At 67.5% G+C, this 14910-nt stretch carries 17 protein-coding genes; 5 read left to right on the forward strand and 12 right to left on the reverse strand.

Annotated features, from left to right (window positions below):
- Positions 1 to 3: 3 nt before the first annotated feature.
- Genes AB6807_RS08780 through AB6807_RS08795 form a run of 4 tightly spaced genes read right to left on the reverse strand, consistent with a single transcriptional unit; the run spans position 4 to position 2653 of the window.
- The gene (locus AB6807_RS08780; protein ID WP_371084266.1) at positions 4 to 636 is read right to left on the reverse strand and encodes an alpha/beta hydrolase; all 633 of its coding nucleotides are present in this window, start codon (positions 634 to 636) and stop codon (positions 4 to 6) included.
- Between the two features lie 45 nt (positions 637 to 681).
- Positions 682 to 1035 (reverse strand): ferredoxin, encoded by a 354-nt coding sequence (locus tag AB6807_RS08785; RefSeq protein WP_371084267.1) that lies wholly within the window; start codon positions 1033 to 1035, stop codon positions 682 to 684.
- Positions 1036 to 1082: 47 nt separating this feature from the next.
- Positions 1083 to 2210: a VanZ family protein gene (locus tag AB6807_RS08790; RefSeq protein WP_371084268.1), complete on the reverse strand. Its 1128-nt coding sequence runs from the start codon at positions 2208 to 2210 to the stop codon at positions 1083 to 1085.
- A 14-nt stretch (positions 2211 to 2224) separates the two neighbouring features.
- Positions 2225 to 2653 (reverse strand): CopD family protein, encoded by a 429-nt coding sequence (locus AB6807_RS08795; RefSeq protein ID WP_116910141.1) that lies wholly within the window; start codon positions 2651 to 2653, stop codon positions 2225 to 2227.
- Between the two features lie 342 nt (positions 2654 to 2995).
- Between AB6807_RS08795 and hemB the strand changes: the two genes are divergently transcribed.
- Both hemB and AB6807_RS08805 read left to right on the forward strand, forming a co-directional pair.
- A complete protein-coding gene (gene hemB, locus AB6807_RS08800) occupies positions 2996 to 4009 on the forward strand; it encodes a porphobilinogen synthase (protein WP_371084269.1) in 1014 nt (337 codons plus the stop codon).
- Between the two features lie 17 nt (positions 4010 to 4026).
- A complete protein-coding gene (locus AB6807_RS08805; protein WP_371084270.1) occupies positions 4027 to 5196 on the forward strand; it encodes a magnesium transporter CorA family protein in 1170 nt (389 codons plus the stop codon).
- A gap of 91 nt (positions 5197 to 5287) precedes the next feature.
- On the opposite strand, the gene AB6807_RS08810 is transcribed toward AB6807_RS08805, so the two are convergent.
- Together AB6807_RS08810 and AB6807_RS08815 are read right to left on the reverse strand one after the other, a co-directional pair.
- Entirely contained in the window at positions 5288 to 5656 is a 369-nt protein-coding gene (locus tag AB6807_RS08810; protein ID WP_116910144.1) for a DUF4148 domain-containing protein, read from the reverse strand.
- A gap of 223 nt (positions 5657 to 5879) precedes the next feature.
- A complete protein-coding gene (locus tag AB6807_RS08815) occupies positions 5880 to 6215 on the reverse strand; it encodes an alpha/beta hydrolase (protein WP_116910145.1) in 336 nt (111 codons plus the stop codon).
- A 133-nt stretch (positions 6216 to 6348) separates the two neighbouring features.
- Here AB6807_RS08815 and AB6807_RS08820 point away from each other — a divergent pair, with 133 nt between their 5' ends.
- Complete coding sequence (locus tag AB6807_RS08820) at positions 6349 to 7263, forward strand: LysR family transcriptional regulator (RefSeq protein ID WP_371084271.1); 915 nt, start codon at positions 6349 to 6351, stop codon at positions 7261 to 7263.
- 45 nt (positions 7264 to 7308) lie between these two features.
- Here AB6807_RS08820 and AB6807_RS08825 read toward each other — a convergent pair whose 3' ends face one another.
- Both AB6807_RS08825 and AB6807_RS08830 read right to left on the reverse strand, forming a co-directional pair.
- Positions 7309 to 7992, reverse strand: coding sequence for a dienelactone hydrolase family protein (locus AB6807_RS08825; protein ID WP_116910147.1), 684 nt, complete (start codon positions 7990 to 7992; stop codon positions 7309 to 7311).
- A gap of 60 nt (positions 7993 to 8052) precedes the next feature.
- Positions 8053 to 8661, reverse strand: coding sequence for a 2-hydroxychromene-2-carboxylate isomerase (locus AB6807_RS08830; RefSeq protein WP_371084272.1), 609 nt, complete (start codon positions 8659 to 8661; stop codon positions 8053 to 8055).
- Between the two features lie 196 nt (positions 8662 to 8857).
- On the opposite strand from AB6807_RS08830, the gene AB6807_RS08835 reads away from it, so the two are divergent.
- Positions 8858 to 9604: an SDR family oxidoreductase gene (locus tag AB6807_RS08835; RefSeq protein ID WP_371084273.1), complete on the forward strand. Its 747-nt coding sequence runs from the start codon at positions 8858 to 8860 to the stop codon at positions 9602 to 9604.
- A 3-nt stretch (positions 9605 to 9607) separates the two neighbouring features.
- The gene (locus tag AB6807_RS08840; protein ID WP_116910150.1) at positions 9608 to 10261 is read left to right on the forward strand and encodes a MarC family protein; all 654 of its coding nucleotides are present in this window, start codon (positions 9608 to 9610) and stop codon (positions 10259 to 10261) included.
- A 33-nt stretch (positions 10262 to 10294) separates the two neighbouring features.
- Here the strand turns inward: AB6807_RS08840 and AB6807_RS08845 are convergent, their stop codons facing one another.
- From AB6807_RS08845 to AB6807_RS08860, 4 genes are all read right to left on the reverse strand, one after another.
- Entirely contained in the window at positions 10295 to 10768 is a 474-nt protein-coding gene (locus AB6807_RS08845) for an EVE domain-containing protein (protein WP_371084274.1), read from the reverse strand.
- Between the two features lie 7 nt (positions 10769 to 10775).
- Positions 10776 to 11939: an ABC transporter substrate-binding protein gene (locus AB6807_RS08850; protein ID WP_116910152.1), complete on the reverse strand. Its 1164-nt coding sequence runs from the start codon at positions 11937 to 11939 to the stop codon at positions 10776 to 10778.
- Positions 11940 to 12014: 75 nt separating this feature from the next.
- Positions 12015 to 13871: a long-chain fatty acid--CoA ligase gene (locus AB6807_RS08855; protein ID WP_371084275.1), complete on the reverse strand. Its 1857-nt coding sequence runs from the start codon at positions 13869 to 13871 to the stop codon at positions 12015 to 12017.
- A gap of 5 nt (positions 13872 to 13876) precedes the next feature.
- Entirely contained in the window at positions 13877 to 14650 is a 774-nt protein-coding gene (locus tag AB6807_RS08860; protein WP_371084276.1) for an ABC transporter ATP-binding protein, read from the reverse strand.
- Positions 14651 to 14910 lie beyond the last annotated feature (260 nt).

Raw genomic sequence — 14910 nt, forward strand, 5'->3', positions numbered from 1 at the left:
CCGTCAGGCCGTGCCCGCGCGCAGATGGCGGACAACGAGACTTTTGAGCAGCGGCAATTGTCCGTGAAAGAAATGGCCGCCCCCCGGGACGACTGTGACAGGAAGTGACTGCGGCCGCGCCCAGTCCATCACCGCGGACAACGCGACCGTGTCGTCGGCTTCGCCGTGGACCACCAGCGTGCGCTCGTGCGCTTCGACGGGCAGCGTCGCCACCGTGTTGCGCGCCGCCGCGGTGCCGACCAGCACGACCTGCTGCAGCTCGCGCTCGCTCCAGAGCGTGTGCGCCGCGCCGCTCGCCACGAAGGCGCCGAAGGAAAACCCGGCGATCGCCAGCGGGCCGTCGGAGGCCAGCTGGCCGACGACATGCAGCATGTCTTCCAGCTCGCCGCGCCCTTCGTCGTGCACGCCTTCGCTGGCGCCCACGCCGCGGAAGTTGAAGCGCACCGTGGTCCAGCCGCAGGCCACGAAGGCGCGCGCCAGGGTCTGCACGACCTTGTTGTCCATGGTGCCGCCGAACAGCGGATGCGGATGGGCGATCACTGCGGTGCCGCGGGGCGTGTCCGCGGGCTGGTCACGCTGCACCTCGATGGCGCCGGCGGCGCCCTGGAGGCTGAGTTTTTCGGTTTGTGAATTCATGGGCACGGGGGACCAACGGTACGAGCGGGAGGGCGTCGGAAAAGTTCAGCGGCCGACATCGGCCGGCAGCACCAGGCGCTCGACGACCTTGCCGTGCTTCAGGTGCGACTCGACGATCTCGTCGATGTCATCGCCGTCCACGAAGGTGTACCAGACGGCCTCCGGGTACACCACCGCCACCGGCCCGCCGGCGCAGCGGTCGAGGCAGCCGGCCTTGTTGACGCGCACCTTGCCAGGGCCGGACAGGCCCTCGGCCTTGACCTTCGCCTTGCAGCGGTCGAAGCCTTCCTGCGCGTTGTGCATGGTGCACGAGTCCTCGCCGTTCTTGCGTTCGTTGAGGCAGAAGAAGATGTGGCGGCCGTAGTAGCCGGACGACGTGGCGGGTGTGGGGCTGGGCATCGGCCGATTTTAGTGACCGGGGCCCTTTCAGGGCTGTGACTCCGCTGTCATGCAGCCGTGTCCCCGTTCGGCCGCGCCCGGCGCGACAACGCCGCCACCACATAGGCCAGCACCGCGAAGGGCCACACCCATCCCAGCCACTGCGCCAGGCCATGGAAGCGAATGAAACGCCCCTGCTCCCAGGTGGCGAGGGTCTGGGCGAAGTAGGCGCTCTCGGGCGCCTGGTTCAGCAAGCTCAACTGCAGCACCAGCCCCACCAGCAGCAAGGCCGCGCAGAGGCGGCGTGGCGCGAACAGCAGCAGCACGCCCGCGAACAGCGCCGCCGCCAGGCCGACCTGCACCGGCAGGTCGAGCCACGCCCAGGCATGGTCGGGGCCGTAGCTCAGGGCCGCCGACAAGGCCGAGGCCGCCACGCCGCCCAGCAGGATCAGCGGCAGCAGCACGGCGCGCTGCACCGCAGATCGCGCCACCAGATAGCCCAGCAGGCAGGGCACCAGCGCCCCCAGCAGCACGCACAGCAGCTCGACCGCGGGCACCAGCGGCTCGAGCTCGAACTGGCGCACCGGCAGCCAGTCGATGAAAGGCGTGTCGAGCAGCCATTCGGAAATGGCCCCCTCGAGCCGCTCGAACACCTGCCCCAGCCCGAAGGTGACGGCCGCCGGAAACAGCAGCGCGAACGGCCAGAGCGCGAGCAGCACGAAGCCGCCGCGCGCCTCCTCGACGAACCACTGCGAGCGCGCCCGGCTCCAGTGCGCCACCGCGCCGATGCGCTCGAGCCCCGCGGCCAGCACCGCGCCCACGATGGCGCCCGCGGTGTTCAGCCCCAGGTCGACGTTGGAAGGAATGCGCGCCGGCAGGTAGCTTTGCAGCGTTTCCATCGCGAAGGCAATGGCGGCGCCCGCCGCGCTGGCGCGCAACACGGCGCGCCACACGCCGGCATCCGGACGCGTGCGCAGCACCACCAGCGCGCAGAGAAAACCGAAGGGCACGTAGCCGACCACGTTGATCGCGAAGTCGAAGCCCGTCCAGTACTTGGGCCAGGGCGCCGACAGGTAGGCCCAGGGCGCGATGCCCTGGTCGCGCCAGTCCGCGAACGGGTACAGGCTGGCATAGACGATCAGCGCCGCGTAGGCGAGCGCCAGGGGAAGTGCAGCGGACTTGTGCGGCTTCTCCACGGTAAGAACCGGACTCAGAACGGCTTCACCACCACCAGGATCACGATCAGCAGCAACAGCACCACCGGCAGTTCGTTGAACCAGCGGTACCAGCGGTCGCTGCGCCGGTTCTGCCCCGCCACGAAACGGCGCAGCAGCACGCCGCAGCCGTGGTGATAACCGATGGCCACCAGCACCAGCGCCAGCTTGGCGTGCATCCAGCCGTTGCCCGGCCCGCGGCCGATGCCGTAGCCCAGCCAGAGCCACAGGCCAAAGCCGATCGCCGGAACGGCCAGCATCGTGGTGAACCGCAGCAGCTTGCGCGCCATCAGCAGCAGCCGCTCGCGCTCTGCCACCGACTCGGGCGGCACCATGGCCAGGTTGACGAAGATCCGCGGCAGGTAGAAGAGCCCCGCGAACCAGCTGGCAATGAAGACGATGTGAAGAGATTTGACCCAGAGCATGCGGGGCAGTTTAGTGGCGCACCCTGCGGCTCGCCCCGCTTTGGCCCTGCCCCGCCAAGGCGGCGGGCAAAAAAAAGCCCGACGTCTGCACGTCGGGCTGGGAAGCCCTTTTGCTGTCACACATCAAGGCACCCGCTCAGGGAGGAAAAGCGGGGAGCGGCAAGCCGCCCGCTTCAGAATTTAACAAAGACGAAACAAGGTTTCAAGCGAATAGCCCACTTTCTTTAACATTTCAAGCAAAAAAATGAGAACCTTGGTTCTACGATTTGCCGTAGTTGTCAGACAACTGGCTGCATGGCAGCAAGTACCCCGAAATGTTGCTTCAGGCACAATTTTGGGCATATGACGTCATCCACCTCCCCCCTGGCCATGTTTCCCGCCGGGCGGCCGCGGCGCCTGCGCCGCGACACGTTCACCCGCAACCTGGTGCGAGAGCACGCGCTCACTGTCAACGACCTGATCTATCCGGTGTTCGTGCAGGAAGGCGAAAAGCGCCGCGATGCCGTCGCGTCGATGCCCGGTGTGGAACGCCTGAGCCTCGACCTGCTGCTGCCCGTGGCCGAGCAGTGCGTGCAGGCGGGCATTCCGGTGATGGCGCTGTTCCCAGTGATCGACGCCAGCCTGAAGACGCCCAACGGCGACGAGGCCTTCAACCCCGACGGGCTGATTCCCCGCGTGGTGGCCGCGCTGAAGGCGCGCTTCCCCGAACTGGGCGTGATGACCGACGTGGCGCTCGACCCCTACACCAGCCACGGCCAGGACGGCCTGCTCGACGACACCGGCTACATCCTGAACGAGCCCACGGTCGAGGTGCTGGTGAAGCAGGCGCTCACCCAGTCGCAGGCCGGCGTGGACATCGTGGCGCCCAGCGACATGATGGACGGGCGCATCGGCGCCATTCGCACGGCGCTGGAAGCCCGCGGCGACATCCACACGCGCATCATGGCCTACAGCGCCAAGTACGCGAGCGCCTTCTACGGCCCCTTTCGCGATGCCGTCGGCTCGTCCGCGACGCTCGGCAAGGCCAACAAGAAGGTCTACCAGATGGACCCGGGCAACAGCGACGAGGCCCTGCGCGAAGTGGCGATCGACATCGCCGAAGGCGCGGACATGGTCATGGTGAAGCCCGGCATGCCCTACCTGGACATCGTGCGGCGCGTGAAGGACGAGTTCCACGTGCCCACCTTCGCCTACCAGGTGAGCGGCGAGTACGCCATGCTGAAGGCCGCCGCGCAGAACGGCTGGCTCGACCACGACGCCGTGGTGCTCGAAAGCCTGCTGGCCTTCAAGCGCGCGGGCGCCGATGGCGTGCTGACGTATTTCGCGCTCGACGCCGCCCGGCTGCTGCAGAAGTAGCCGCGCAGGCACCGGGCATGCGCATCTTCGAAATCAAACGCACCGAGGTCAGCGAACACGCGGCATTGGCGCCGCTGAGCGTGCCGGGCGCGTGCGGCGCCGGGGGCTACCTCTGGATCTCGCTCACGCGCGAGGAATTCCGCAATGCGCTGCCCGAGGTACAGCAGATCCTGCAGACGCTGTGCCTCACGCAGCTGGTCGACCTGCACGTGGCCGACCTGCTGAACGACCAGCTGCCCTCGCACTACGACTACACCTCGCTGTACGACGTGCTGGTGTTCCGGCGCCTGGCGAACGGGCAAGGCGCCGGCGCGGCGCAGGGCCCGGTGCAGAGTCAACCTCAGGCGGCCCCGGCCAGCCCGCAGCGCCCGCCGCCGCGCAGCGGCCCGCCCGTGCTGCGCCGCGTCGACACCCGCCCGGTCGGCTTCGCCGTGTTCGACCGGGTGCTGCTGTCGGTGCACCCGGAAGACGGCGCGGTGCGCGACGGTTTCGCCGCCCGGCTGCTGGCCGCTGGCGCGAGCGACGGCCGCGGCGCGCCGGCGCTGGACGCGCGCGCCACCTCGGCGCGCCTGCCCACCAGCCCGTCGGACCTGATGCTGCGGGTGATCAACCAGATCGTCGACGGCTACCTCGACCTGCGCCGCGAGCTCACCAAGCAGCTCGACCACTGGCAGACCGAGCTCATCGACCCGCGCAGCCGCTTCACCAACTGGGGCGCGCTGATGGAGGCGCGCCAGTCGCTGCACCACCTGGACGAGATCTGCGAAGACCAGCGCGCCGCCATGCAGGACTGGATCGACTCGCTGGAGACGCTGCCCGCGCCCAAGGGCGACACGGAGCAGCGCGAGCGCGAGCTCATCCTGATTCGCAGCCGCGACGTGCTGGAGCACATCGAGCGCGTGGTGCACCACGTGCACCGGCTGGAGCAGAACGCAGAGACGGCCGTGCAGATGCATTTCAGCGTGCAGGGCCACCGGGCCAACGACATCATGCGGGTGCTGACGGTGCTCACCGCCGTGTTCCTGCCGCTGAACCTGATCGCGGGCATCTTCGGCATGAACTTCGAGTTCATTCCGCTGGTGCACAAGGCCGACGGCTTCTGGATCGCGATGACGTCGATGCTGGTCATCGCGGTGCTGCTGGTGCTGATTTTCTGGCGCAAGCGCTACCTGGCGCGCACGCGCTGACCGGGCCCGGGCCGGCCGCAGGCAAAGAAAAAGGGGCCACGCTTTCGCGTGGCCCCTTTTTGATTTCCACAGCCCCGAGGGGCCGCTTCAATTACTTGGCGACGGCGCCCGAACCTTGCTGGGCTTGAACGTTCACGTCCAGCGGGTGTTGCATGTTCGAGATCACCTTGCTGTTCACGCGCGAACCGGCGGTCACGTTCTGGTTCGGAGCGTAAGCGGTGCGAACGGCTTCGGCTTCGACGATCGAACGGTCCTTCGACACGGCGACCGTTTCCGGGCCGCGCGAACCGCGGGTCACGTTCTGGTTCGGAGCCGATGCGGTGCGCACGGCTTCGGCGTTCACTTCGTCGCGGCTCTTGGTCGAGACGGCGGTGTTCACGCCTTGGTACGTTTCAGCTTGGGCGCCGGTGGCGGCGAGCAGGGTCAGGGCGGCAGCGGCGATGATTTGCGAGGTCTTCATTGTTCAGTTCTCCTAGTGTGTTCGGATGGTTCGTCCACCAGGCTTGCTGGTTCGCTTGCCTGTGCAGCGAGTTTCCGGGCGAACAGGCCTGACAGAACACGCCGATCAGAGACACCGTGTTTCCTCTATTGAAACAATCGCGTCATGAAGGCATGCAAGTAATGAAAAAGCCGGGCCCGGTTCGCACCGGCCCGGCCTGCACACGAAGCGAATGACCAGCGGCTCAGCGCCCGGGCGTCTGGAACTGCGGCGGCACTTCGCTGTTGACGAAGGCACGCCGGTCCAGGTTCTGGTTCGGCGCATGGGCGGCGGCCACCGCTTCGGCGCGAATCGACGCCCGGTCGCGCGAACTCGGCTGCGACCTCAGCGGCGCGGCGACCACGTCGCCATACACATTCCCTCCCCGCGCCGCGGCGTCGGCGCCCGCGGCAACGTCGCTGCGGCTGGTTACCGCCGCCAGCGGCTGCACCGGCGCGAAGCCCTGCGCCTGCGCGCTGGAGGCGCCGGAAGCAGCGAGCAGCGACAGGACGAGAGCGGCAGTGAGGTTCGAGCGTGTCATTTCAGTTCCTTCCAACGACCCAGCCTGGCTGGCGACGTCGGCGTGTAACCGAAGTGTCGCCCGAACAGGTTAGGAAAAACCCGAGAGAATCGAACCATCGCGTTCCCAAAACGGAAACAATGGGCCCACATTCATGGACAGTCTCGATCTGATCAGAACCTTCCGGGAAGTTGCATCGCACGGCAGCTTTTCCCAGGCAGCCAAGAGGCTCGACATGTCGAAAGCCACGGTCAGCAAGTATGTGGCCGAGCTGGAAACCCGCTTCGGCGTGCGACTTCTCAACCGCTCCACCCGCTCCGTGAGCCTCACCGACGCCGGCCAGCTGCTGCTGGACCGCAGCACCCCCATGCTCGAGATGGTCGAGCTCACCCAGTCCGAGCTGCAGGACCGCGCCAGCCAGCCCAGCGGCCGGCTGCGCATCTCGGCCCCGCACGGCATGGGCAGCGGCGAGTTCCCGAACCTGCTGGCCGACTTCATGCGCTACTACCCCGACGTGACCATCAGCCTGCAGCTGACCAACCGCACCGTCGACCTGGCCGAGGAAGGCATCGACGTCGAGCTGCGCAGCGGCCCCGTCGAAGACGCCAACCTCATCGTGCGCAAGCTGCGGCTCATGAACATGGTGGTCTGCGCCTCGCCCGTCTACTGGAAAAAGCACGGCAAGCCCGAGCATCCGCGCGACCTCGCCGCCCACGAGGCGCTGACCTTCTCGCTGCTCGGCCAGCAGCCGGTCTGGCGCTTCGACGACAACGGCACGCCGCTCGACGTGTCCGTCAAGAGCCGCATGGACTGCACCGAAGGCGCACCGCTGATCCGCGTGGCCATGCACGGCTTCGGCGTGATCTACCTGCCGTCGATCCTGGTGCAGTCGCACATCGACCACGGCGAGCTGGTGCCCGTGCTGCAGGACTACGCGCGCAAGGACGTGTGGCTGTCGGCCGCCTACCTGCAGCGGCGCCACAACAGCGCCGCGCTGCGCGCCCTGCTCGACTTCCTGCAGACCCGCGTGGGCCCCGGCAGCACGCCGCGCAAAACCGGCCACGCATGAAAAAACCCGGCAGCGCCGGGTTTTTTCTTTTCAGGCCGGTCGCGCTCAGCCCACGTGCTTGGCGAAGAACGCCAGCGTGCGCTCGCGCGCCAGCTTGGCCGCGGTCGCGTCGTAGGAGCCGCGCTGGTCGCAGTTGAAGCCGTGGTTGGCGTTGTAGACATGCACCTCGACTTCGGGATGTGCCTTCTTGAAGGCTTCCACCGTTTCCAGCGGAATCCAGTGGTCCTGGTCGCCGAAGTGCGCGAGCACCGGCACCTTCGGCTGGCGCGCCGCTTCTTCCGGCGTGGTCATGCCACCGCCGTAGTAAGGCGCCGCCGCGGCCAGGCCCGGCAGCAGCGCGGCCGAGCGCCACACCAGCAGCCCGCCCCAGCAGTAGCCCACGATGCCGACCTTGCCGGCCTTCGATGCGTAGGCGATCGATGCCTCGATGTCCTGCAGCACGCCGGGCGCGGGCAGCGCCTCCACCGCCGTCTTCAGGCCGAAGCCGTTCTTCATGTCGTCGTCCGAATAGCCCAGCTCCACGCCGGGCTTGACGCGGTGAAAGGTGGCGGGCGCCACCGCCAGGTAGCCATCGGCCGCGTAGCCGTCGGCCACCGAGCGGATGTGCGAGTTCACGCCGAAGATTTCCTGCACCACGACCACCGCGCCGCGCGGCTTGCCCGCGGGCTCGGCCACGTACGCGGGAAAGGTGAAGCCGTCCTTGGCGGTGAGATCGATGAATTGGCCCATGTTGTCTTGCTCCTTGATGGCAATTGGATGAATGGATGCCGGGGTTCCGGCATCAGGGAATCAAGGGCGCAGCGCCCGCTCGACGAAGTCGAGCCGGTCCTGCCCCCAGAAGATCTCGCCGTCGATCACGTAGCTGGGCGCGCCGAACACCTGGATGTCGATGGCCTCCTGCGTGTTGGCCTCGTAGCGTTCCTGCACCGCCTGGCTTTGCGACTGCTCGCCGCGCTTGGCCGGCAGGCCGCACTCCGCGACCAGCGCTTCGAGCACGTTCGGGTCGCCAATGTTCCGCTCCTGCACCCACACCGCAGCGAACACCGCCGCGCACATGCGCATCGCGGCCTCGGTGCCGTCGTGCAGGTCGACCGCGATGATGACGCGCGCCGCGTCGTCGCCAGCCACCGGAAAGAACTTGGGTTTGGGGTTCAGCGGCAGGCTGAGGTGGCGCGAGCAGCGCGCCAGGTCGACCAGCCGGTAGGCCTGGCGCTGCGGCGCGCGCTTGCCCAGCGGCAGCCCGCCCGACACCGGGAACACGCTGCCCAGGTCGATGGGGCGCACGCGCACCGTGGCGCCGGTGGCCGCGGCAATCTCCGCGAAGCGGGAATGTCCCAGATAGGTCCATGGGCTCTGCGGGGCAAAGTAGTAGTCGACCGTCTTGGCTTGGGTGCTCATTCGATAACCTCCGTGTCGCTCGGTGTCGCTTGGTGTCGCTCGGTGCCGACAACCTCAGTGCTTCGCACTCCGGTGCGAGCTGGCCTGGGGCGGCCCGGCACGGCGCCGATACCGGCGTTCGTGCCCGCGCCCCCGGGTGATGTAATCCAAGCCGACGGTTTTAACTGACACGCAGTTTCTCTGCAGGAGGTAGGTTTTGGACCAAGTGCTCTTGATCACGGGCGGCGGGCGCGGCATTGGTGCCGCCACCGCCTTGCTCGCCGCGAAGCGCGGCTACGCGGTGGCCGTCAACTACGCCAGCAACTCGCTGGCCGCCGACGAGGTGGTGCGCACCATTCGCGCGGGCGGCGGCACGGCCATGGCGGTGCAGGCCGACGTGGGCGACGAGGCCCAGGTGAATGCCATGTTCGAGAAGGTCGACGCCAAGCTCGGCCGCCTCAGCGCGCTGGTCAACAACGCCGGCATCGTGGACGTCACGGCCCGCGTCGACGCCATGAGCGCGGCCCGGCTGGAGCGCATGTTCCGCATCAACGTGATCGGCAGCTTTCTCTGCGCGCGCGAGGCCGTGCGCCGCATGAGCACGAAGCACGGCGGCACGGGCGGCGCCATCGTCAACGTTTCCAGCGGCGCCTCGCGGCTGGGCTCGCCGGGCCAGTACGTCGACTACGCCGCCAGCAAGGGCGCCATCGACACCTTCACGCTCGGCCTGGCCAAGGAAGTGGCGGGCGAAGGCATTCGCGTGAACGCGGTGCGCCCCGGCGTGATCGACACCGACATCCACGCCTCCGGCGGCCTGCCCGACCGCGCCGCGGCGCTCGGGCCGCAGATTCCGATGCAGCGCGCCGGCACGGCGGAAGAAATCGCGGGCGCCATCCTGTGGCTGCTCTCGGCCGAGGCCAGCTACACCACCATGGCCCTGCTCGACGTCACCGGAGGCCGCTGAGCCATGAGCACCTCGATGGACCTCATCAAGCCGCTGGTCACGCTGGTGGCCATCGTCAACCCGCTGGCCATCGTGCCCTTCTTCATCCACTACACGCAGGGCTACAGCGACGCGCAGCGCCGCCACACGGTGCGCATGTCGGCGTTCAGCGCGTTCGTGGTCATCGCGGTGAGCGCGCTGCTCGGGCTGCAGCTGCTGTCGTTCTTCGGCATTTCCATCGCGAGCTTCCAGGTGGGCGGCGGCCTGCTGCTGCTCATGAGCTCGATGTCCATGCTGAACGCCAAGCCGGCCGAGAGCAAGACCAACGTCGAGGAGCTGCGCGCCACCGAGGTCAAGGCCTCGATGGGCGCCTCCATTGCCGTGGTGCCGCTCACGATCCCGCTGCTGACCGGGCCCGCGGCCATCTCGACCGTGGTGATCTACGCCGACAAGGCGCAGCACCTGTGGGAGCTGGCGGTGCTGGTCGGCTACGGCGTGGTGGTGGCGCTGGCGACCGCGCTGGCCTTCTCGCTCGCGCAACCCATCGCGCGGGTGCTGGGCAAGACGGGCATCAACATCATGACCCGGCTGATGGGCCTGATCCTGGCCGCGCTCGCGGTCGAGGTGATGGCGGACGGGCTGGGCAAGCTGTTTCCGGTGCTGTCGAAGATCGCGTGAACCGGCTCAGCGCGTGAACCGGATTGAACGGCTTCAGCCCAGCATCTTCTCGATGACCTTCCAGTGCGCCGGCTCCACCGGCGTGATCGACAGCCGGTTGCCCTTGCGCAGCACCACCAGCTCGGCCAGCTCGGGCTTCTCGCGCAGCTCGGGCAGCGCCAGCAGCCGCGTCTTGCGCAGCGCCTGCACGTCCACCAGCAGCCAGCGCGGATCGTCCGGCTTCGACTTGGCGTCGTAGTACGGCGACTTCGCGTCGAACTGCGTCGGGTCGGGCTTCACGCCCGAGGCCACGCGCGCGATGCCGGCGATGCCCGGCTCCGGGCAGCTCGAGTGATAGAACAGCACGCCGTCGCCGACCTTCATGCCGTCGCGCATGAAGTTGCGTGCCTGGTAGTTGCGCACGCCGGTCCACGCCACGGTGGCGCCGGGCGCGGCGAGCGCGTCGTCGATCGAGACCTCGTCGGGCTCGGACTTCATCAACCAATAGTTCGGGTGTTCGGTGGGCATGGTCCCGTCATGGTGTCACATAGTCGGACACCACCACCCACTTGCCGTCCTTGATCTGCGACAGCCGCGACTGGTCGTTGCCCAGGCGCTTGGTGGCCGTGTAGGTGCTCTTCGGGCTGCCGAACATGTCGGGCTCGAAGGTGATGCTGTCCATCGCCTTGATGAAGCTGTCGGTCGTGAGGTTGGGGCCGGCCTTGGTCGCCGCCTTGATGAACGAGTCGACGATCACGTAGCCGTACACCGAGAACACCGTCGGGTCTTCGTTGAACTTGGTCTTGTACTTGTTGGCCCAGAAGCGCAGCGGCTGCGACTGCTCGTCGGTGTAGGGGTTCTGCACGGTCATGGTGGCGTACACGCCGTCCATCGCCTTGCCGCCCAGCTTGTGGATCAGGTCGGTGTACGCCGCGCTGGAACCGATGAAGGTCGGGTTGAAGCCCGTCTTGCGCGCCTCGCCCACGGTGCCGATGGTCTCGCGAATGATGGTGCCCAGCACCACCAGGTCGCAGTTGGCGGCCTTCATCTTCGCGACCTGCGAGCTGAAGTCGGTGGCGCCGCGCTTGAACGAGGTCTTCTCGGCCAGCTCCATGCCCGCGGCCTTCAGCCCGGCCTCGGCGCCGCGCTGCACCTCCAGGCCGAACTCGTCGTCCTGGTAGATGGTGCAGACCTTCTTGGCGCCCTTGTCCTTGATCATCTTGGGCAGCGCCAGGCGGATCTGGTCGTAGTAGGTGGCCGCGAACGAGTACTTCAGCCGGTTCAGCGGCTCGTACATCTCGCGCGCCGCGGTGATGGGCATGTAGTTGATGATGTTCTTGTCGAACTGCACCGGCATCGCCGCCATGTTCTGCGCCGTGCCGATGTGGCCGGCCATGATGAAGATCTTTTCCTGGTTCACCAGCTTCTGCGCGGCCAGCACCGCCTTCTTCGGGTCGTAGCCCGAGTCCTCCACGAAGAGCTTGAGCTTGCGCCCGTTGACGTTGCCCTGCTCGTTGAGCTCGTCCACGCGCAGCTGCATGCCGTTGCGCGCCTGCTTGCCGAAGCCCGCGAGCGGGCCCGACAGGTCCTGGATGGTGCCGATGCGGATCTCGTCCTTGCTCACGCCCTGCTGCTGCGCGGACGCGTGCGCCGCGATCAGGCCCAGCACGGCCAAAGTCGTCAATGTCTTGAGCTTCATGCGGTTGTCTCCTCGGGTTGGCGAAAAAAACGGATCGGCAATATCAGCGGCGCTGCCTGTGCATGGCCTACCTGTCTACCTGTACATGGCCTCGATGCGCTCCGCGTACTTGGCCTGCACCAGCTTGCGCTTGAGCTTCATCGTGGGCGTGAGCTCTTCGTCCTCGGCGCTGAGCTGCGTCTCGAGCAGGAAGAACTTCTTGATCTGCTCCACGCGCGCGAACCGGGCGTTGACGCGGTCGATCTCGCCCTGGATCAGGTCCTGCACTTCCTGCGTGCGCGTCAGGCTCTCGTAGTTGCTGAACGGCACGTCGTTGTCCTGCGCGAATTTCTCGACGTTCTCCTGGTCGATCATGACGATCACCGTGAGGTACGGTTTCTTGTCGCCGATGACCACCGCATCGGTGATGTAGAGGCTGAACTTGAGCTCGTTCTCCAGCTCGCTGGGCGTCACGTTCTTCCCGCCCGCCGTGATGATGATGTCTTTCATGCGGTCGGTGATGCGGAAATACCCGTCCCCGTCCATCACGCCCACGTCGCCCGTGTGCAGCCAGCCGTCGGCGTCGATGGTCTCGGCCGTCTTCTCGGGCAGGTTGAGGTAGCCCATGAACACGTTGGGCCCGCGCACCAAGATTTCGCCCGAGGCGGCGTCGATGCGCACCTCGTTGTAGCCCGTGGCCGGACCGATGGAGCCGGGCTTGATGCGGGCCGCCGGCACCGCGGTCGAGGCGCCGCACGACTCGGTCATGCCCCACACCTCCAGCATGGGCACGCCCAGCGCCAGGTACCACTTCACCAGCTCGGGCGAAATGGGCGCCGCGCCCGTCACCAGGAAGCGCGCGCGGTGAATGCCGATGAGCTTGCGCGCGTTGTCCAGCGCCAGCACCCGCGCCAGCCTGAACTTGAGCTTCAGCGCCGCGCCCACCGGCCGGCCTTCGAGCACGCGCGCGGCAATGTCCTCGCCCACGCCGATGCTCCACTTGTAGGCCGCCTGCTGCAGCGGGCTGGCCTCCTTCAGCGCGATCATCACGCCCGAATAGAACTTCTCCCACACGCGCGGCACCGCGGTGAACACCGTCGGCGCAATCTCACGCACGTTCTCCGGCACCGTCTCGGGGTTCTCGACGAAGTTGAGGATCGAGCCCGTGTACATCGCGAAATACTCGCCGCCCATGCGCTCGGCGATGTGGCACAGCGGCAGGAAGCACATGCGCTCGTCGGTCTCGTCCTGCGCGATGAGCGTGTTGTAGCCGCGCGCGGTGTACACCAGCCCCGCGTGGCTGTGCATCGCGCCCTTGGGCTTGCCGGTGGTGCCCGAGGTGTAGACCAGGATGGCCAGGTCCTCGGGCCGGCACGCCGCCACCGTGCGCTCCACGCACTGCGGCTCGGCGGCCAGGCGCGCGCGGCCCAGCGCGCGCAGTGCCTCGATGCTCATCACGCCCGCGTCGTCCAGCTCGCGCAGGCCCTCCATGTCGAACACCACGATGCGGCGCAGGCCCGGCAGGCCGGCGCGCACCTCGAGCGCCTTGTCGAGCTGCTCGTCGTCTTCCACGAAGAGCACGGTGGTGCGCGAGTCTTCGCACAGGTAGTGCACCTGCGAGGCCGCGTCGGTCGGGTAGATGCCGTTGGACACCCCGCCGCAGCTGAGCACGCCCAGGTCGGCGAGCACCCATTCGATGACCGTGTTCGACAGGATCGACGCGCACTCGCCGGGCGCGAAGCCGGTGGCCTGCAGGCCGGCCGCAATCTCGCGCACCGCGTCGGCCGTCTGGTGCCAGCTCCAGGTGCGCCAGATGCCGAGTTCTTTCTGCCGCATCCAGGTGGTGTCGCCGCGTTGCTTCACCGCGTTCCAGAACATGGCGGGAATGGTCTCGCCCGGCACGACCACGTCGAGCCGCGGGGCGAAGGTGTTCAGGTCCCAGAGTCCTTGCATGGCGCCTACCTCCAGGTCTTCTTCTTTTTCCAGCGCCGCTCGCCGCGCACGCCGTCGTCTTTCACGCCCAGGTAGAACTCCTTGATGTCTTCCTTCTCCCGCAGGCGTTCGCAGGTGTCTTCCATCACGATGCGGCCGTTTTCCAGCACGTAGCCGTGGTCCGCGGCATTGAGCGCCATGTTGGCGTTCTGCTCCACCAGCAGGATGGTGGTGCCACGCTCGCGGTTGATGCGCACCACGATCTCGAAGATTTCCTTCGTCAGCTTCGGGCTCAGGCCCAGGCTGGGTTCGTCCAGAAGAATGAGGTGCGGCGCGGCCATGATCGCGCGCGAGATCGCCAGCATCTGCTGCTGCCCGCCCGACAGCAGCCCCGCGTCCTGCGTGGCGCGCTCGCGAAGAATGGGAAAGTAGCTGTAGACCGTTTCCATGTCGCGTGCCACGCCGTCGCGGTCCTTGCGGGTGTAGGCGCCCATCAGCAGGTTGTCCTTCACCGACAGCAGCGGAAACACCTCGCGGCCTTCGGGCACGTGGCTCAGGCCCTGCTGCACGATGTACGCCGGGTCCTTGGCGGTGATGTCCTTGCCCTGGAACTCGATGCTGCCCTTGCGCGGATCGATGATTCCCGAGATGGTCTTCAGGATGGTCGTCTTGCCCGCGCCGTTGGAGCCGAGCACGGTCGCGATCTCGCCATGCCGCACCTTCAGGCTCACGCCGCGGATCGCCTTGATGGGGCCGTAGGCGCTCTCCACGTTCAGGAGCTGGAGGACTGCGTCACTCATGTCGTGGCTCCTGCGGTCGGGGAGCGGCGTCGGGGCCCCTGGCTTCGGCGCCGTGGACACGCACAGGGCGAACACGCCACAGCCGAAGCCCGGTGTGCGGTACGGCGTGGGCGCCCCCTCTGTGCCGCTGAGGAGCGCAGCTTTCCGCGGACAAGGGCCCGCCCTTGTTTGAGCGCAGCGAGTTTGGGCGGGACCCCGCGGAAAGCGAGCACCGCAAGGGAGCCCGAAGGGCCGGCACAGTGGGGGCGACCGCGCCGTAC

Source organism: Variovorax sp. RCC_210 (assembly GCF_041355175.1).
Taxonomy (GTDB): domain Bacteria; phylum Pseudomonadota; class Gammaproteobacteria; order Burkholderiales; family Burkholderiaceae_C; genus Variovorax.